Source organism: Microbulbifer discodermiae (assembly GCF_040742695.1).
In the GTDB taxonomy this organism is placed as follows: domain Bacteria; phylum Pseudomonadota; class Gammaproteobacteria; order Pseudomonadales; family Cellvibrionaceae; genus Microbulbifer.
This window is the reverse complement of the sequence record NZ_JBFLAB010000005.1, coordinates 34,597-52,811: the sequence shown is the minus strand read 5'-3', so window position 1 is coordinate 52,811 and position 18,215 is coordinate 34,597. Positions and strand designations below refer to the sequence as shown.

The following is an 18,215-nucleotide window of genomic DNA, read 5'->3' as shown; positions in this document are numbered from 1 at the left end:
TTATGAAATGTCGCATTTTAATTTGGCTTGTGATCGTCTGTATAACTATAACGATAGCTGCGATGCGCTACCAACCTGGTTGGTTGCAAACTGGTATTCTTACGCTGACACAGGAGGCCGATGCACTCCTTAAAGTTGCTGCAGCGCAGAATCAGGCTAACCGTCAACTGCAGAATAATGTTTTTTGGGTATTGATAGGTACCGGGAAGAGAGAAGAGGCGCTTGCAGAGGCAACAAATAAGCTGGTAGCTCGGCTTAGAGATAATGCAGCTATAACCGGCCTAAAATATCGCTGGCTTGACGATGCAGGTTATGAGGAGGAGTGGTCGCTTCTATTTCCATTGCGTCAGCAACTATTGACATTTCGCGACCGCGACCTGATAGAGAAGCAGCCGGAGCAGGTGGTAAAGAATCGATTGGCGTTGCTGTATAGTCCTCAAAGTGCCGGGCTGAATCTAGAGCAGGATCCGTTTGGAACCTTTCGCCACTATTTTATCGGTAAGCAGGAGCTGCGTGCGCGGATTTATAATGGTATTCCAGTACAAGTTCAAGGGGATCGTGCCTTCAGTATTGTGCAGTCTACGGTTGCTGCTGTTGAACTTGGTGGTAACATCCAAACGCCACTTTTGGTGTTGCGAGAGCAGCTACAGTCATGGGCGGAGAAGAGGGATTTAAGGTTGCTTGCGGTTGGGGCACCCTTGCATACTGAGTATGCTGCCGCAAGTGCACAACAAGAAATTCGTTTGATTGGAATGCTTTCTATCGTTTCAATCTGTGTCCTTTCTTTACTGGTTTTTCGGTCTGTACGCCCATTGTTATTGACTTTATTCGCTATTGGTTGTGGTATCACAAGTGGGCTTGCTGCAGTTATCGCTCTCCTAGGGCAAATGCACATTTTGGCTTTTGTTTTTGGAACTACAGTATCGGGCCTCGCAGTAGACTATGCGTACCATTATATCTGTAATCGTATGCGACCTGGAGTTGCCAGCGATGCCGATGTGTTACCTGGGTTGCTGCTCGGATTAGTTTCCAGCTGCCTGTCTTTTTTTGTATTGGCCTTATCGCCCTTTCCTTTGCTTCGGCAAATTGGGGTATTTGTTGGAGCTGGATTGATTGGTGCGTGGCTCACGGTAATTCTACTATTCCCTGCATTCTTGAAACTGCATACTAAAGAATTGACGATTGCCGAAAAAATGCCTCAGTTGAGAGTGCCATATTACCCACTATTGCTTGCCCTGATATTGACGATTGGTGTTGCAGCCTTTCCAAGTATAGAGTTCGGCGATGACTTACAGTTATTCTATCAACCCCCTGAGTTTTTAGTGGCAGATGAAACTGAATTGGATGATCTATTCCCTGATCGTCCTGAGTCCTTTTATTTCCTTGTTCAGGGCAAAGGCTGGCGACAGCTGCTGGAGCGTGAATGGAAATTGGTTAGGGAGTTGGAGGGGCTGAAGGCGGAGGGGATACTGGAGAATTTTAGGGCTTTAAGCGTGAGATTTCCTCCCCTGCGAGTGCAGCAGGGAGATTGGGTGCTGAATCAAAATTTCTACAAAAGTGCCACAGTGCGGGGCTTTTATACCCAGCTAGGTTACAGTGCGACGGATGCCGAGAGGTTGACTGCTGCGTTGCAGGAACCGTTCCAAACTATAACTTTATCGGACTGGATTAGTGTCGCTGGTGAGCAATATAAAGAGTTATGGTTGGGATGTGAGGAAGATAATTGTGCTTCGATCGTCAAGCTTTATGGTCTAAAGCGGTATCAGGCACTGCCGGAATCAATTACTGGCGTGGTACTAATTGACCCGGCACGAAAGGTTGCTGCAGTCATGTCTCAGCAGCGCGACCTGATAATACGATTGATACCCCTCGTTATAATATTGGTATTTCTCTTGACGGCGCTTAGCATTGGTATGCGACGTGCGCTCAGAATCGTCAGTTTGCCTGTGGCCGTAGTTGTGACGACGCTAGCGCTGATAGTCCTTAGTGGTGTGGCGATTAACCTGTTTCATGTGGCGGCACTATTATTGGTATTTGGCATTGGCATAGACTACGCAGTGTTCAGTCAAATGACTAAGAGCCTTGAGCGCAATTACACAATGCTAGCCATAGGGATGGCCGGAGTCACAACTTTGCTGGGATTTGGATTGCTAAGTTTGTCGGCCACACCGGCTATTACTGAATTTGGACGGACCCTTGCGGTGGGCATAATACTAACTTTGGTACTGGTCCTGTTATTTTTTTCGAAAGCAGTTGAGAGTGACAATCAATGAGCGAAATGATAGCAGATGTGACGGTGATTGGCGCTGGACCTGCTGGTGCTGTGGTCAGTGCATTGTTACTACAGCGGGGCTGGAGTGTAAATGTAATTGAAAGTCAAAAATTTCCCCGCTTTTCCATCGGTGAAAGTCTATTGCCTCAGTGCATGGAGTTTCTTGCTCACGCCAAAATGCTAAAGCCTGTACAAGCTGCAGGTTTTCAATTTAAAAATGGTGCTGCTTTCGAGTGGGCAGGTAAGCGGACAGCGTTCGATTTTGGGGATAAGTTTTCCTCTGGTCCCGGTACCACCTTTCAGGTAGAGCGCGCTAGTTTTGACAAAATACTGGCAGAAGAAGCCTTAAATCAGGGCGCCAATATCTATTTTGAGCATGCAGTGTGCGATGTGGAAATTGGTGCGGAAGGTGCGCGTCTTTTAGCGAAAACAAAATGCGGCAACAAAGTCTTGTTCACTAGTCGATTTGTATTGGACGCAAGCGGATTCGGTCGCGTTTTGCCGCGTTTAATGAATCTGGACCGACCGTCAAGCTTTCCAGTGCGTGAATCGGTATTTACTCATGTGCAGGATAATATTGATAGTAAAAATTTTGATCGAAATAAGATCCTCATCACGGTGCACCCCTATGAAAGAGACATCTGGTACTGGTTAATTCCTTTTTCCAATGGCCGAGCCTCTCTCGGTGTAGTTGGCGACTGTAAAAAGATTGCCGCTTTAGGTGACATGCCTGAGCAAATGCTACGCAATGCGGTGGATATGGCACCAGAATTGTCACATATGCTTGGGGATGCGTTATTCGATACTGCGGTACAGCGTATTTCTGGGTACGCCAGCGATGTTTCCACACTGTCGGGGCCGGGATTTGCATTGCTCGGAAATGCAGGCGAATTTCTCGATCCGGTATTTTCCTCTGGCGTGACTATAGCGATGAAGTCCGCTGAGCTGGCCGCAGATTGCCTTGATCGCCAGTTGTCAGGAGTGGAAGTGGATTGGCAACAGGAATTTTCCATTCCCTTGAAGCACGGCGTGGATGTTTTCAAGACATTTGTTAATGCTTGGTACGATGGGCGTTTTCAAGATGTGATTTTTTATCAGACTGAACGACAAGATGTTAAACGTATGATCTGCTCCATTTTGGCTGGCTATGCGTGGGATACAAGAAATCCCTTTGTAAGCTCCGCGGAGCGTAGATTGAACACATTGGTGGAAATATGCTCGGCAGGGCGATAGTTTGGTTTATAACACTAGCGGTTGCTGCCTGCAGCTCACAGCAGCAGCTCGTCGTACAGAAACAACCGCGTCCATTAATACCTTTAATGTTGGGAGCCAGTCGCCAATTAAACCAGCAGGTTACTGTACAGTATCGGGATGAACTTTGGGATCTAATTGGTGTTTCGCTAATAGGGTCAGAGGAATTTCGTGTGTCACTGTTGACAGTACAGGGTTTCAGCTTGATGGACATCGAATATGATGGGCATAAGGTTCAGGCCCAACAATATATTGATGCGGGCTCACAAATACCTCCACAGGCCTTATTGGCGGACATGCAGTTGATTTACTGGCCTCTGGAGGCTTTGCAACAAAGTTTGCCCGAACCTTGGCGGATTCAGGAGAAAAGTTCCGGGGGCTCACGTCTGCGGGAGTTGTTGCTTGATGATAACTTGTATACTGAAGTCCGATATAGCACAGATGATATTTGGCAGGCAGAAGTATACCTTGAGCAGAAGTTAATCGGCTACACGCTGAAGATTAAAAATTTTTAGGTGGTGATGAATAGGGCTTTTCTTACCCATATAGGTATTACCTGTGTCCTGGGCAATGAAATAAACGAGATCGCAGAGAGATTATTTTCAGGCGATAGGTCAGGAATGCTCGTAGGGAACTCCTGGCTAGATAACTACTGCGGCCGTATCGGTGAGATTCCCAAGCTTCCGCCAAGATTGCCAAGCGGTTTAGGCATGTTTGATAGCCGCAATAACCGATTAGCGCTGGCGGTTTTGCAGCAAATACAGGATCCTGTGGCACGGCTTCGCCGAAAGCTGGGTGCTGAACGAATCGCGGTGGTGATGGGCACTTCTACATCGGGTATAGCCAATGGGGAGCAAAGCTTGCGGTGCGGAGTGGGCAGAAATTACAATTACCGCTCTCAGCAACAATTAGCTAGCTTGACTGAGTTTACAGCCCGCTATCTCGGCTTGTCGGGTCCACAAATTACAGTCTCCACAGCCTGTTCATCCAGTGCTAATGCTTTGCGCAGTGCGCGTCAGCTGTTAGGGCTGGGGCTTTGCGATGCGGTTGTCGTGGGAGGGGTGGATACACTATGTGGCATGACAGTCAAGGGCTTCCATTCGCTCGGGGCCCTGAGCGGGGGAGTGGCACTACCGTTTAGTACCAACCGCGATGGGATAAACTTAGGCGAGGCGGGTGCGGTATTCATAATGACCCGCGAGCCTTCCGAAGTGCAGTTATGCGGTGTAGGTGGGAGTTCCGATGCTCATCATATGTCGGCACCGGACCCCAAAGGGCGAGGAGCTGAGGCTAGTATGCGTCGGGCGCTTGCGGATGCTGGGCTGAGGGCTGCGGCGATAGAGTATCTAAATTTACATGGAACGGGGACGGTGCAGAATGACGCGATGGAGGCGGCTGCCGTTGAGCGTGTGTTAGGCACGGATGTGCTGTGTTCGTCCACAAAACCGTTGACCGGCCACACGCTGGGCGCCGCCGGTGCGCTCGAAATAGCTTTTTGCTGGTTGGCACTACAGCGAAAGAAACTTCCGCCGCATCGATACGATGATGATTACGATAGGACCATCCCACCATTACGACTGTGTAGTGAAGGCGCCGCGCCCAGATATCTAAGTTATGTAATGAGTAACTCGTTTGCGTTTGGGGGAAGTAATTGCTCAGTAATTTTGGGGCGAAAGGGGGAATAGTGCAGAGTAAATCGTTGGATTTTTTTTCGGTTGAAGATCTAGTTCCACACAGTGGCGATATGTCGATGCTCAGTGAAGTACAAATGGTTGATGAAGAAGTACTGAGGGCGAGGCTGTGTGTACGGGATGACGGTATTTTCTCGCGTAATGGATATGTGCCGGCTTACGTAGGTATTGAGTACATGGCGCAGGCAGTTGCAGCCTATTCTGGTTGTAGAGCGAAGGAGCGTGGCGAGGAGATTCGCCTTGGCTTTTTGCTTGGAACACGAAAATTTAATACCAATGTCGATCATTATCAATGTGGTGATGAGTTAATAATTGAGGTTGAGCGCTTGTTCCAGGCGGAAAATGGCATGGCAACCTTTGAGTGCCGCGCCAAAGGTCATGGTGTTAGCCAGAGCGCACGCTTGATTGTTTACCAGCCTAATAATATCGAATTATATCTAAAGGAATATATCTAAATGTCAAAATGGGTTTTGGTAACCGGGTCCAGTCGCGGCATCGGGCGTGCTACAGCATTGCAGCTGGCACGAGATGGTTACAACTTGGTATTGCACTGTCGGAATCGTCGCGGGCAGGTAGAAGAGGTGGCGACTGAGATTGCGGCATTGGGTTGCGAAAGCCGCATTTTGCAGTTTGATATTGTCGATCGTGTTACGGCTCGAAGGATATTGTTAGACGATGTAGAAGCACATGGTTGTTACTATGGCGTTGTCTGTAATGCCGGGTTGACCGCAGATAATGCATTTCCGGCGATGCCGGCTGAGGACTGGGACAGAGTGGTGCATACCAATCTGGATGGCTTCTATAACGTTTTAAATCCATTGATTATGCCAATGGTGCGGAACAAAACTCCAGGGCGTATTGTAGTGATGTCCTCAGTCTCGGGCCTGGCTGGAAATCGTGGCCAAGTAAACTACTCGGCTTCCAAGGCAGGCCTTATTGGTGCGAGTAAAGCATTGGCGCTTGAGCTGGCGAAACGTAGAATTACGGTTAATTGTGTGGCGCCGGGACTGATAGCTACAGAGATGGTGGATGGTGATTTGCCGCTAGATGAAATCATGAAGATGATCCCCGTGCGCCGCCTCGGAAAACCCGAAGAAGTGGCGGCAACGGTTTCATTTTTGATGGATGAGCGCGCTGCTTACATCACGCGACAAGTTATTTCGGTAAATGGCGGGCTCTACTGATGAAACGGGTTGTTGTAACTGGTATGGCCGGTATTTCACCCATTGGTCAGGGGTGGAAAGCGGTGAAGGCGTCACTGCAGGCAGGTGCTTCCGGAGTCACTTATATGGAGGCCTGGGAAAAGTATCAAGGGTTAGAAACACGGCTTGCCGCACCTGTTGAGGATTTTGAAAAGCCGGCGCATTATGACCGCAAGCGTGTACGCAGTATGGGCCGTGTTTCGTTGATGGCGGTACGAGCAACCGAGCTTGCGTTGGAGGATGCGGGCCTTTTGCATGACCCGATTCTTACAAGTGGTGTTGTTGGAGTCGCTTACGGCTCGTCTGCCGGGACGCCTGCCGCGATGGGTGAATTTGGCAATATGTTGCTCAACCATCGCACAGATGGCCTGAACGCGACCAGCTACATCAAGATGATGGCACATACTGCAGCGGTTAACATTGGTATTTTTTTCGGTCTGTGTGGACGTATTTACACAACAAGCTCGGCTTGTACTTCTGGAAGCCAAGGTATAGGTTATGCTTACGAAGCGATTCGTAGTGGCAGCCAGAAATTGATGGTGGCGGGTGGTGCGGAAGAACTGTGTGCAACCGAGGCGGCAGTCTTTGATACCCTTTATGCAACCTCTACCAGGAATCAATCACCTGAAAAAACACCGCGCCCTTTTGACCGAAATCGGGATGGGCTGGTGATCGGAGAAGGTGCTGGTACACTGATTCTGGAGGAGTATGAAAGCGCAGTGGACCGCGGAGCGAAAATCTACGCGGAAATTGTTGGTTTTGGCACCAACTCGGATGGGGTCCACGTGACACAGCCACAGTCTGCGACTATGCAGTTGGCCCTCCAGCAGGCATTAATGCAGGCAGGGATAGATTGCACAGAAATTGGCTATGTGAGTGCCCACGGTACTGCAACAGATCGGGGAGATGTGGCGGAAAGCCATGCTACATTTGGTGCTTTTGGCCGCCCGGTGCCAATCAGCTCCATCAAGAGTTACACTGGGCATACCCTGGGTGCCTGTGGTGCGCTGGAAGCCTGGGCGGTTATACAGATGATGCGTGAGGGTTGGTTTCATCCAACAATTAACCTGGATGAGCTGGACCCAGATTGTGCAGAGCTGGATTATATAAATGGCGATGGCCGGAGAATTGACACGGAGTATGTTATGAGTAACAACTTCGCATTTGGTGGGATTAATACATCTTTAGTCTTTAAGCGTTGGCCTTAGCTGTTGGATAAAGTTATTTCCTTCGAGACCGTGAAAAAATTGTAATGTAATAAAAATATGAGGCTTTTTCACTTAATTGTCTTGTGATCGCAAGTTACGCCCTGACCTTAAAGTGTGTGTGATTCTATAGGATAGTCAGTAGATCTAGAAAAAGATAAGTTTATGAAAAATTTGCTGGTTATTCTAACTCTCTTGCTAACGATAGAGTCAGTATTTGCTGATGAATTATTGCTCAGTGTTGGTGGCGGTGCTCAGCCAAATTCCGGTCAGAGCAATAAAACCTATGGTATTGACTATTCATTTGGCAAGTTTGAAAAAAGTTACCGACAACATATACATTTTGGCGTGAGTTATACTAAGGTAGAGGCCAATACAATAAACCACAATTCAATTTACGCAGTGTCTATCTATCCGCAACTCAATCTTTATCCGCGTCAATATAGTTGGGGCCAACCATATTTCTTCGTGCGAGCTCTTGGGCCAAGTTATATTAGTGGTAATCAATTGGGGGACCGTCATCAGGATAATCACTTTTCTTTCCAGGCCCAAGTCGGTTATGGCGTACGTCTTAATTGGCGTTCTAAAGAGGATATGATTTTAATGGTTTCCTGGAAGCACTTTTCCAATGCTAATCTTTTTACTGATAATGATGGGATAGATATGCCACTTGTGGTTAATTTTGGTCTCAACTTCTAATTTTTTGGATTGAATACTCTTTTAACAAGCTCGTTTAATTTGTGGTGTTATAGTTAATTGGCCCTCGACATATTTTAGCGTAGAGATATTTTAATATTGATGAATTTTTTTTGCATCTCTACATTTTCTGAATAAATCAATGCCCAAATCAGAATTTCGGAAAAAGAACAGGTAAAAATTTGCTTGAGTTGTTCTTCTGTTCAGACAAAAAATAGTGATCCCGAATTGATTTCGGGATCACAGAAATTTTTATTGACGCGCTAATTGCATCCTTATGGCGCGGTCCAGGTTATTGACCCAGCGGTTGTAATTTCGGTGTATGGTGCCGCGCTTGGGATTATATTCCAAGAGAGTACTGTCCTTATAGTTGATGCTATAATTATCCGCACCATATTCGATTGTGGTTACTGCCTGGTGCCTTCGGACGGTAATTGATGCCTCAATCAATCCCTGCTCTAAGTCTCGGCAACTCCATCTTCTGTCTATGCACCCTGCAAGAATACTTTGCCGTACGGTATCCGCTGTTTGGGGAGTCCCGTTCAAGCGAGCAGGTATATTTCGCGCATCCAGATTTTTTAGTGGGTGAATGGTGCAGCCAATCAGCAGGCTAACGAGAAGCAATGGAAGGATCAGTGTTCGAAGAAAAAGCATAAGTTATTCCCTGGATTCTAGATATCTATCAGCAAACCGAAGTGCATTAACGATTGAAGAGGGCAATCAGCGGCCATCTTCTGGTTGTAGGGTCTGGCGGGCCTTTTCAGCCTCATCTTTAGTTAGCCATTTGCTTAAGTAAGCGGTACGTTTTTTATTCACGCTGTTGGCGTTGCCTTGCGCCCACAACCGGGACTGCTCTGAGTTTTCCATTAACTTAGTTTCGTTAAGCCAGTTTTCAAATTCTTTGGATTGGAGATTGAATTGATTTTCTTGTCCATTCCGAATTGGCTGAAAACTAAAGCGTGCCTTCCAGGCTCCCATACGTGGTGTCACCATAGCGTAGTAGGTCTTGCCAGCCTCCAGGTTAGCGTTCATGAAGTCAGCAGCTTCTGAAACGACCATAAACAGGTGCTCGCCAGGTTCTACTTCATGAATTACCTTGGTGCCGTTGGCGAGGATCCCAATGAAGTCGTTGTCATCACCCTTCACTTCGAAAAGGGAGGCATTGATGGCCGAGCCCAGAAACGATGATCGCATAAAGACAATCTGAGCTTTATCTGTGGTGGGGGCGGTTACCACTTGATTGGTGCTGACAGTCATGGGGTTGCCGGCACAAGCTGCCAGCCAGATTGCACTGATCGCCAGTGTAAATTTTGCCAAGCGCAACATTAGCTTCTCCTAAGTCATTTTTATTGGGGTGTTTAGTCTGGCAAAATAGGGCGCAATGTCAATCTTATTGCCGGGTATGAACGGTGATCACACAAGTCCGGGAGGAGAGCTTAATAGTCAATGGGGAGATGGGAATTTATACCATAGTTTAATCACTTTCCCGGCACAGTTCCATCCAGCGTTCGATACCGGCGCTGCGATATTTCTGCCGGTGCAGAGCAAAGTGAAATTCCCTGCGAAAGTTGCGCTGTGGTACCGGTAACTCCACCAGTGAGCCGCGTCTCAATGCATCCACCAGCGACACCCGCGACAGGCAACTGATTCCCAATCCGGCTTCCACCGCGCGTTTGATTGCCTCGGTGTGCTGTAATTCCAGGCGGATATGCAATCGCGGCAGCAGGCCGGCCATGGCGCGCTCAAATGTCTGTCGGGTGCCGGAACCGGTCTCGCGCAATATCCAGATGGCCGCGCAGAGTTCCCGGTCGCCCACTTGCCCGCGTCCTGCGAGGGGGTGTTTCGGTGCGCAGAACACCACCAGCTCGTCGCTGCGCCAGGGGAGCATTTCCAGGTCCGGGTGGTTGACCTCCCCTTCGATCAATCCCAGGTCCAGTTCGAAATTGAGTACCCGTTCGGCAATAGCCGCGGTGTTGGCGACTTCCAGCTCCACCCGTGTGCCGGGTTGTTCCTCCATATAGCGGGCCATGATGCCGGCGGCCAGGTAGTTACCGATGGTCAGGGTGGCGCCGATCTTGAGCCGGCCGAGATCGCGGTGTGTTGCGAGGGTCTGCTCCAGCGCCCGGGCCCGCTCCAGCAGTTCTTCCGCCCGGGGCCACAGTTGGCGCCCCAGCTCGTTGAGCCGCAGGCGCTTGCCGGCGCGCTCGAACAGCCGCAGATCGAACTGTCGTTCAAACTCCTGCAAGGCAGTGGATGCCGCGGATTGGGACATGTTCAGGCTGGCGGCCGCACGACTCACATTTTCATGGTGAGCGCAGGCTATGAACACTTCCAGTTGGCGCAGGGAGTAGCGCAAAGCTTGATTCCTATTATCAAATAAATCGATAACAACTATTGAAATATCCCATTTTGCCTATAGATAAGCCAGGGCTAAAATTCCACTATTAAGAGTATTAAGGAATAACTGGTTTTAAGGTTATGTCTAATTTGAATATAGAGAAAGTGTTGGAAGTACACCACTGGAATGACACTTTATTTAGCTTCAAGACCAGTCGCGACCCGGGATTCCGGTTCGAAAACGGTCATTTCACCATGATAGGCCTGCAGCGGGACAATGGCCGCCCGCTGCTACGCGCCTACTCCATCGCCAGTGCCAATTATGAGGACGAGTTGGAGTTTTTCAGCATCAAGGTGCCGAATGGCCCCCTCACCTCACAGTTGCAGCAGATCAAGCCGGGGGACGAGATTCTGGTCAGCCGCAAGCCCACCGGTACCCTGGTGGCGGACCACCTGCTACCGGGCAAGCGCCTCTGGTTGCTGTCCACTGGAACTGGGCTGGCGCCATTCCTCAGTATCATCAAGGATCCCGGCGTATACGAGCGCTTCGATCAGGTGATTCTGACCCACGGGGTACGCTATGTGTCCGAATTGGCCTACCAGAATCAGATTGAAACCGAGTTGCCGGAGCACGAGTATTTCGGGCAGATGGTGCGGGAGCAACTGCTCTACTACCCCACCGTAACCCGCGAGCCCTACCGTAACAACGGGCGCCTGACTGACTTGATGCTGAGCGGAAAAATGTTCGCCGACCTGGATCTGCCGCAACCCAATGTGGAGGAGGACCGCTTTATGCTTTGCGGCAGCCCGGCTATGCTCAAGGATCTGACCGCAATTCTGGACAAGTGGGGTTTTCGGGAAACCCGTGCCGGGGTGCCGCACGAATATGTGATCGAGCGCGCCTTTGTGGAGAAGTAGGCGGCAGTGAACCTTGCCCGAGCACGGAGGCTGGGCGATGGAGCAGGCTATTTGGTTATCTGCAGTGCGGCTTTGCCGCACCCCCCTATCCCTGCTGGCGGCCATGTGCCTGGTCGCCTGTACCGGCGTACCGGAAAATATCCAGCCGGTGGAAAATTTCGAGTTGCGTCGGTATCTGGGGAAATGGTACGAAATTGCGCGACTCGACCACTCCTTTGAGCGGGGGCTCAGCCGGGTAACCGCGGACTACAGTCTGAATGAGGATGGGACTGTACGGGTGCTCAACAGTGGTTATTCCGCGGCACAACAAAAATGGAAGCGGGCCACCGGTCGGGCAAGGTTTGCCGCAGAGAAGACCACCGGCCATCTGGAAGTGTCTTTTTTTGGGCCCTTCTATTCATCCTATGTCATCATTGCGCTGGACAGACACTACCGCCACGCCCTGGTGACCGGCTACAACAGATCCTATTTGTGGATACTGTCGCGGGAGCCATGCATGCCAGAGCCGGTACTACAACAGCTGGTCACCCAGGCCAGGTCTCTCGGTTATGCTACCGATGCGCTGGTGTTTGTAGATCAGGGCTGCTATTAACCTGGCAATTCAATCGATGCTCCCCCATCGAGTGAATTATCGGCCTTGAAACCCTGCACGATTACGCGAAATCCTTTGTTTTCAATACGTTGCGCAAGCTTCCGCCAGGTGGTGGCACATTCCTGTACCACATCAGCGCAGCAAAGCCCGCTCCCGCCACCAGCTGAGTAACAGCAGAGCCATCAATAGGGCCGCAATCCACTGCCGTGGTATCGGGATGAGGTCGCTATTTGTTTCTGACCCAGCACCCAACTGCGCGGTAGCCATCTGCGCGGTCTCGCTTACAGCCAGGTCGCGCTGCCACCAGGGCCAGTCCCCCGGGGCAAAGACGTAGAAGGAAAAATCGGACTCTGTCCCTTTGAGGTGGTGCCAGCCCGCGCCCCTGGGCCAGTAGGCGAAACAGTGTCCCGGCTCCTCCGCCTGCACGGATACTGCCACCAGCGGGTCGCCGTCCGATTCGGCGGTCACTGTGGGTGCCGCGGTAAAATCGGGACTGCACAGAGTCACACGCTGTTCCATTTTCGGCAGCGGACTCTTTATCACCACCGGTGGCTGCTTGCCGGCGAAGGCCAGTTGGTGGCGAAAGATATCGGTCCACAGCCGGGCAAATTCCGCCGGAAAGCCGGCGGTGATCCAGCGATAGCTGTTTTCAAACAGTACCAAACCCACTGAACCGGAGGGTGTCGACCTGCCCCAGTAAATGGGATTTTCCGCAGTTGACCCAAGTAGTAGATCACTAGTGCGAGGCTCTTCCGGTTGCAGACCGGTTAGGGTGAGCGTGGGGATCTCATCCGGTGCTGCCAGCGCACCGGCGAGATCCTGCGGCTGGTCACGGTGTAAGGACATACCCGTGTTACTCATGTAGTCAAGGAAACTGTCCGGGGCATCCCTGTCAACCAGCCACAGCACGGATTTCCTCGCAGTGAAGTCCTCCAAGTGCTGTTTTTGCGTATCCGAAAGCTGTGGCCACAGCTGGCTGTCCAGAATAATCAGATCAAATGGGGGGGCGGATTGCAGTGGTTGTTGTGGGAATTTCTTCTGGGTATTGATGGACACGCGCCTGAGGACTCCCGGGGCCAGCTGTGTGATTAGCTGGGCCTCGGTACCCGACTGACGCAGCCAGCGGGACAGGGCCGCGGTTTCAAATGAGGCCCGGCTGAGCCACAGAAGAACACGGGGCGTCGCGCCTCTGTCCACGACCACCGGCACCGGCTCCTCACGCTGATCGCCGCCCTGTTGGATGCGCAATTTATACAGCCAGCGACCGGGCAGCTTGGGGGTATCGGTCAGCTGGACGGACCCTCCGCGCAATGGCCCAGGGCCCAGCTTGGCGGTATCCACCTGGGCCCCGAAGGGATCCAAAAGTGACAGAGTCAGTTGTCCCGGGGCAGCCCCTTGCGGGCTGATTTGTACTTCCAGCCGGTCACCCAGCGTCAGCTGGTGTGGCCAGCGCAGTTGCCACCTGGGTGCGGATCTCTCCCGGTCTGGCCGCAGTCGCACCGGGGGCAAACTACCCAGGGCTTCCCGGGTCAGGCCGTCGCCGGTTATAGAGAGCGACTGCAGGGTGCCGATTGGATACGGTATCTGCCCGGCTTCCGGCGCTGTTGGATGGTTTGCCGCCGGGGTGGCCAGGGGTGTATGCAGAATACCGGTTGCGGGCCCGGGTAGTATTTTAGGGGGTTGGTATAAAGACCAGACTGTGACCCAGATGGCGATCTGCAAGCCGAGCGCGAAAAGCCGCTGGCGGGCCGGTAGTTGCTGACGCATGATCAATAGCGCGGAAACAACGCAGGCTCCGCCGCACAACAGGGTAAACCAAGTCGTCATCGGCCGCTGTCCTTGTTGGGGTGTGTCAGCCAGTCGGCAAATACCCCCGCTTCGCGCCGGGTGCGCGGCAGTGCCGGGACTGGCTCCGGGTCGGGCAGCAACCCGTATAAGAAAGCCGCCAACTGCCGTCGGCAGTCTTCGCAGCGGGGGTCCTGACGATACAGTCGCCAGGTCTTGGCGAGTTCCAGTGCCAATTCCGGCTGCTGCTGCACTTGTGGCAGTGCCTGCAGCTGGGCGAGGACATCATCGGAGAAATTTTCGCTGCCGAGCGCGGCCTGCAACAGCGATTGCAGCTGCTGCTCGTCTGTATTTGCCTGTTGCGCGGCTACCGGCGCTGGGCGAATCTCACCGCGCTCTCCGCTCAGGCGTCGGGACTCGTCGATTGGCGGCGGTTCAAAACCCACACGCTGCAGGTAAATGCGCGATGCCTGCTGGACTTCTTTGATGTAACGCAGGGCGCTGTGCTGGTGCGGCAGGGAGGCGGCCGGTTCGATGACCGCCAGCTCGCGCCAGGCGCTCCACATGGCATTGAGCGCCGACCGCAGCAGGCTTTTGGTGGCGGGGTCGAACAGGGTGGCGTGTTCGGTATGATCGTGTTGGTGACCGACCGATGCGGCGATACCGTCGTCGACACCGAATTTATGCCCTGAAGATGTCTCGGCGTGTTCGCCTTCACCGTGGTGTTCTTCGTGTTGGTCATGGGAGTCCGTATCATCCCCCTCTTCGGACTGGTGGCCGATGTCCGCGTCCTCCTCGCCGAGAAAACGACCGTAGCGCATGCGCAACAGGTTTTGTTCGAAAGCCAGTGTTTCGGAGCGGGTGCGGAACTCCATTGGGGTAATCTGCTCCCGCTCGGCCAGAAGTGCTTCGGTGTCGATAATCAATTGGCGTTGGCTGCGGAAGTACTCCGGCAGTACTTTGACGGCCATGCCCTCGGCGTCGCTCAGGCCAAAAATCTCCTCATGGGGCCAGCGCAGAATAAAGCGCTGGCTTTTGATGATATTGGCCTCCGGCTGGCGGTTGTCCTGTGCTTGCAGGAACCAGTAGATTTCGTCGCCGGGTTCGATGGCGTAGCTTTCCAGTGGCAGTTCAAAGGTGAACCTCTTGCTACGGCCATGGGTTGCCGCCGGTTTGAGCTCCACGGACTGGTCGCGGAAGCGGATGTTTTCTCCGCTGCCACTGGCGAGGGTCATAACCAGGCTGGCCCTCTCCACCTGAAAGTCATCACTGACGGTGACATCGACGGGAAAATACCGGGGTTGGGCGCTATCCCTGCCTGACATCACAGTAACTGTGTCCCTGGGCAGGTGGAACTCAAATTCCGGTGCCCGGTCCGGGACCACGTCGATGGTGTAAATTGGCGGATAGAGAACCTGGCCCCCGTCAGTACTGGCGGACAATTGGTAAAAATCCGCTTTGTCGACCCGGCGCGACAGTGACCAGTGATCGCTGGGCGGGGGACCGCCGGGGGTAAATTCGAACTCTGCGTTGGAAGTGCGCATGGTGAGGCCGGTCACCGGCCCGGTCAGGGTGACCTGCCAGGTTACGGTGGAATTCTCCGGCGCGGTCACCTGCATAGTCTGAGGGGTTTCCGGCAGGCCTGTGTAACGGGGCGGCTGTACCAGTGTGTCGGCACTGTGCAGAGTCACTGCAGACGCCGGTCCTGCCGGAATCCCTGTGAGGGTTTCTGTCAGAGAGGCCTGGGAAAGGTTAAAACCATCGGTGGCGACATAGAGCAGCAGCCCCAGGCAGGCACCGGCAGAGCTGCTGATGGCACTGCGCAGCGGCGGGGCATGGAAACGGCGCAGCTGCCCGGCAGCAATCAGGCTGTTCAGGGCGCGCTCCACCCGCTGCCGTTGGAGCCGTGCAAGTGGAGCCAGTTCCTGTGTGGGATGCGACAGCAGAGCCGTGCTGTCGTGCAGTTGCGGGAAACTGCAATCCAATCGACATGCCAGGTCCCGGTACCCTGGCCGCCAGTGCGGATCCAGCAGCAGTCCCAGCAGAGCAAAACCAGGCATGGCCAACAGGACCCAACCGGGCCATCCCAGCAGTGCGCTTCCGAGCAGGGAAACAGCGCTGGCGCCGGCCGCCAGCCAGGCGTAGGGCAGGAGGCTGTGAAGGAGCCAGTTACGCCTTACCCAGGGTAACGGGGATTTGGTTTCATCCATCGCCATCCGCCACCTCCGTATGCCGGGGTCCCCGCCCTCTGCTCAGCACCAGCACACGCTCCAGCGCCAGCAGTGCGACAAAGAGCATCAGCAGCTGGCGCTGGTAGCCCTGCCAGACCCATGGAGAGATTTCTTCGTCGTCCACCACAATGGATGGTGGCGAGGCAACGGACCAGTTGCCGATACCACTGTGCTGTAGCTGCCAGTCCTGTTGATACCAGGCTCTCCAGAGTTTTTCCGGCAGGGCGTAGTCAGTGAAAAACTCACCGGAATGCCAGTCGCCCCGGTAGCGCAGCCAGCTGCCGCGGCCATAGGGTGCGGCTTCCATCCGCTCCGCTGTGGACAGGATCTGGAAGGCCAGCTGGGAGTCGTCACTGACGCGGGTGTCGGTGATCAGCAGGCCGCCCTCACCGGTAAATGCGCGGACCTCTTCGGGCAGCGGGCCGGGGAGGTTGTAGATCAGCCAGTCGGTACCGATATCCGCAAGTGCCTCGATCCCTACAAGCTTGCGCAGTGACAGGCCTGTTGCCGTGGTTGCAGCCAACTGGTCGATCACCGGCTCTAACCAAGCGGGGGCTTCGCCGATCAGCCCTATGCGGGGTGGGGTAAAAACCTCTGCATCCGATTCGGCACCGGCAACACGCCACTGCCAGTGCGGGCTGCTGCGCAGCGCGGCAAAGCCAGTGGGATTGTCCGCTCGTGCCAGCAGGATGGTGGCGTAGCGGTAGCGGGGGTTATAGGCCAACGCGGACAAGCTGTGCCAGAGGTTCTCCGCCGGAGGGCGCTCGTCTGCAATTGGGCGCGGCGCTGTGTGCAGCCATTCGATCCGCTCCGAGGCCTGCGACCGCTGCAGAAACTGCTGCAGTGCCTGTTGGCTGATTCGCGGATCCACCAGTAGGGTGGAGGGTGGTGCGGCAACCTGTTGCTGCAGTTGCGGCGCGGCTGCCAGCAGCACCAGTGAGGCCAGCGCTGCCAGTCGTAACAACAGCAGCCAGGGTTCCCGCAACAGCAATCGGCGCAGGCTGCGGCTGGATTTTTGCTCGAGCCAGTGGGCGGCGGCAAAGGTAATTTCCCGGTGCGCCCGTCGGCGCAACAGGTGCACCGCTACCGGTACCGCCAGCAGAGACAGCAACCAGAGCCATTGCGGAGTCAGCCACTGCATTTTAGGTGCCCTGCCCGTGGGCTGCGATGAACTTGCGCAGTGTCTGTTCCAGGGGTTGTTCGATGGTCACACTGCTGAGCGGATACTCCCAGGAAGCGAAACGGGCGCTCAGATTTTTTTGCGCAGCGGCGAATGCGCGCAGATATGCGTTTCGCTGGGACTTTGCATCCAGTTCGATCGCCCCCGCTTCTTCCGGATTGCGCAGCAACAATGCACCGTTGAAGGGAAAAGTTTTTTCGGCCTCCACCAGCAGTTGCAACGGCAGGCAGGGGCGGCCGGCGCCGTGCAGGCGCGCGGCAAAGCGGCTGATTTCCTCGCGCCGCTCAAAAAAATCGCTCACCAGCACTGCCTGGCAGGGCTGCTCGAAACGGCTCCAGAGGGGGCGCAACTGGGTGTCGTCCGGCCAGTGTCCCGCTGCGGTCAGTTGATCCAGCTGCAGGGTCAGGCGCTGGTGATGGGCCTCGCCCTGGCCCTCTGGTAGCAGATGTATTCCACTGTCACTGAGTGCAAGGAGGGAGTAGCGGTCCCCCTGGGCATTGAGCAGCCAGCACAGGGTGGCGATCCAGCATTTCGCGTATTGAAGTTTGGTCAGTGTGGGCACGCTGAAGCTGGGCTGGGCCATGGAGGCAGTGGTGTCGAGCACGAAGCACACATGCATCTGGCTCTCCTGCTCCGCCTCGCGTACAAAATAGCGGTCGGAGCGGGCAAACAGTTTCCAGTCGATGTGCCGGATAGGGTCGCCGGGCTGGTAACTGCGATACTGCTGAAATTCCAGGCCGGCGCCGCGGCGCTGGCTGCGCTGCATGCCCAGCATCATGCCTTCGGCAATGTGGCGCGACAGCCAGAGCAGGTCGCGGGTGCCGGCCAGCGTCAGTGGATCCACCAGAGTCACAA

General features: G+C 53.7%; 16 protein-coding genes. 10 read left to right on the top strand and 6 right to left on the bottom strand.

All coding sequences use genetic code 11. The features are described 5' to 3' along the window. Nucleotides 1-62: 62 nt before the first annotated feature. The 8 genes from AB1S50_RS02890 (at nucleotide 63) to AB1S50_RS02855 (ending at nucleotide 8,320) form a co-directional block, all read left to right on the top strand. Complete coding sequence (locus AB1S50_RS02890) at nucleotides 63-2,273, top strand: MMPL family transporter (protein WP_367148889.1); 2,211 nt, start codon at nucleotides 63-65, stop codon at nucleotides 2,271-2,273. Further along, the gene (locus AB1S50_RS02885; RefSeq protein WP_367148888.1) at nucleotides 2,270-3,505 is read left to right on the top strand and encodes an NAD(P)/FAD-dependent oxidoreductase; all 1,236 of its coding nucleotides are present in this window, start codon (nucleotides 2,270-2,272) and stop codon (nucleotides 3,503-3,505) included. The genes AB1S50_RS02890 and AB1S50_RS02885 overlap by 4 nt, the downstream gene beginning before the upstream one ends. Next, nucleotides 3,487-4,038, top strand: coding sequence for a DUF3261 domain-containing protein (locus AB1S50_RS02880; RefSeq protein WP_367148887.1), 552 nt, complete (start codon nucleotides 3,487-3,489; stop codon nucleotides 4,036-4,038). The genes AB1S50_RS02885 and AB1S50_RS02880 overlap by 19 nt, the downstream gene beginning before the upstream one ends. Before the next feature lie 6 nt (nucleotides 4,039-4,044). Then, complete coding sequence (locus tag AB1S50_RS02875) at nucleotides 4,045-5,208, top strand: beta-ketoacyl-[acyl-carrier-protein] synthase family protein (protein WP_367148886.1); 1,164 nt, start codon at nucleotides 4,045-4,047, stop codon at nucleotides 5,206-5,208. After that, entirely contained in the window at nucleotides 5,175-5,669 is a 495-nt protein-coding gene (locus AB1S50_RS02870) for an ApeP family dehydratase (protein WP_367149025.1), read from the top strand. Before AB1S50_RS02875 ends, AB1S50_RS02870 begins: the two co-directional genes overlap by 34 nt. Continuing rightward, a complete protein-coding gene (gene fabG / locus AB1S50_RS02865) occupies nucleotides 5,670-6,398 on the top strand; it encodes a 3-oxoacyl-ACP reductase FabG (protein WP_367148885.1) in 729 nt (242 codons plus the stop codon). Further along, a complete protein-coding gene (locus AB1S50_RS02860) occupies nucleotides 6,398-7,624 on the top strand; it encodes a beta-ketoacyl-ACP synthase (protein ID WP_367148884.1) in 1,227 nt (408 codons plus the stop codon). The genes fabG and AB1S50_RS02860 overlap by 1 nt, the downstream gene beginning before the upstream one ends. Nucleotides 7,625-7,786: 162 nt before the next feature. Next, nucleotides 7,787-8,320 (top strand): acyloxyacyl hydrolase, encoded by a 534-nt coding sequence (locus AB1S50_RS02855; protein ID WP_367148883.1) that lies wholly within the window; start codon nucleotides 7,787-7,789, stop codon nucleotides 8,318-8,320. Between the two features lie 717 nt (nucleotides 8,321-9,037). Here the strand turns inward: AB1S50_RS02855 and AB1S50_RS02850 are convergent. Together AB1S50_RS02850 and AB1S50_RS02845 are read right to left on the bottom strand one after the other, a co-directional pair. After that, nucleotides 9,038-9,643: a hypothetical protein gene (locus tag AB1S50_RS02850; RefSeq protein WP_367148882.1), complete on the bottom strand. Its 606-nt coding sequence runs from the start codon at nucleotides 9,641-9,643 to the stop codon at nucleotides 9,038-9,040. Nucleotides 9,644-9,791: 148 nt separating this feature from the next. After that, nucleotides 9,792-10,673: a LysR family transcriptional regulator gene (locus tag AB1S50_RS02845; RefSeq protein WP_367148881.1), complete on the bottom strand. Its 882-nt coding sequence runs from the start codon at nucleotides 10,671-10,673 to the stop codon at nucleotides 9,792-9,794. Nucleotides 10,674-10,795: 122 nt separating this feature from the next. Between AB1S50_RS02845 and AB1S50_RS02840 the strand changes: the two genes are divergently transcribed. Beyond that, complete coding sequence (locus tag AB1S50_RS02840; RefSeq protein ID WP_367148880.1) at nucleotides 10,796-11,572, top strand: ferredoxin--NADP reductase; 777 nt, start codon at nucleotides 10,796-10,798, stop codon at nucleotides 11,570-11,572. A gap of 37 nt (nucleotides 11,573-11,609) precedes the next feature. Beyond that, nucleotides 11,610-12,164 (top strand): lipocalin family protein, encoded by a 555-nt coding sequence (locus AB1S50_RS02835; RefSeq protein WP_367148879.1) that lies wholly within the window; start codon nucleotides 11,610-11,612, stop codon nucleotides 12,162-12,164. A 132-nt stretch (nucleotides 12,165-12,296) separates the two neighbouring features. Here the strand turns inward: AB1S50_RS02835 and AB1S50_RS02830 are convergent, their stop codons facing one another. Genes AB1S50_RS02830 through AB1S50_RS02815 form a run of 4 tightly spaced genes read right to left on the bottom strand, consistent with a single transcriptional unit; the run spans nucleotide 12,297 to nucleotide 18,213 of the window. Continuing rightward, the gene (locus AB1S50_RS02830; RefSeq protein ID WP_367148878.1) at nucleotides 12,297-13,991 is read right to left on the bottom strand and encodes a hypothetical protein; all 1,695 of its coding nucleotides are present in this window, start codon (nucleotides 13,989-13,991) and stop codon (nucleotides 12,297-12,299) included. Next, nucleotides 13,988-16,165, bottom strand: a complete 2,178-nt coding sequence (locus AB1S50_RS02825; protein ID WP_367148877.1) for a hypothetical protein — start codon at nucleotides 16,163-16,165, stop codon at nucleotides 13,988-13,990. Before AB1S50_RS02825 ends, AB1S50_RS02830 begins: the two co-directional genes overlap by 4 nt. Continuing rightward, nucleotides 16,152-17,321, bottom strand: coding sequence for a BatA domain-containing protein (locus AB1S50_RS02820; protein WP_367148875.1), 1,170 nt, complete (start codon nucleotides 17,319-17,321; stop codon nucleotides 16,152-16,154). Before AB1S50_RS02820 ends, AB1S50_RS02825 begins: the two co-directional genes overlap by 14 nt. A 1-nt stretch (nucleotide 17,322) precedes the next feature. Beyond that, complete coding sequence (locus AB1S50_RS02815) at nucleotides 17,323-18,213, bottom strand: DUF58 domain-containing protein (RefSeq protein WP_367148874.1); 891 nt, start codon at nucleotides 18,211-18,213, stop codon at nucleotides 17,323-17,325. Nucleotides 18,214-18,215: the final 2 nt, after the last annotated feature.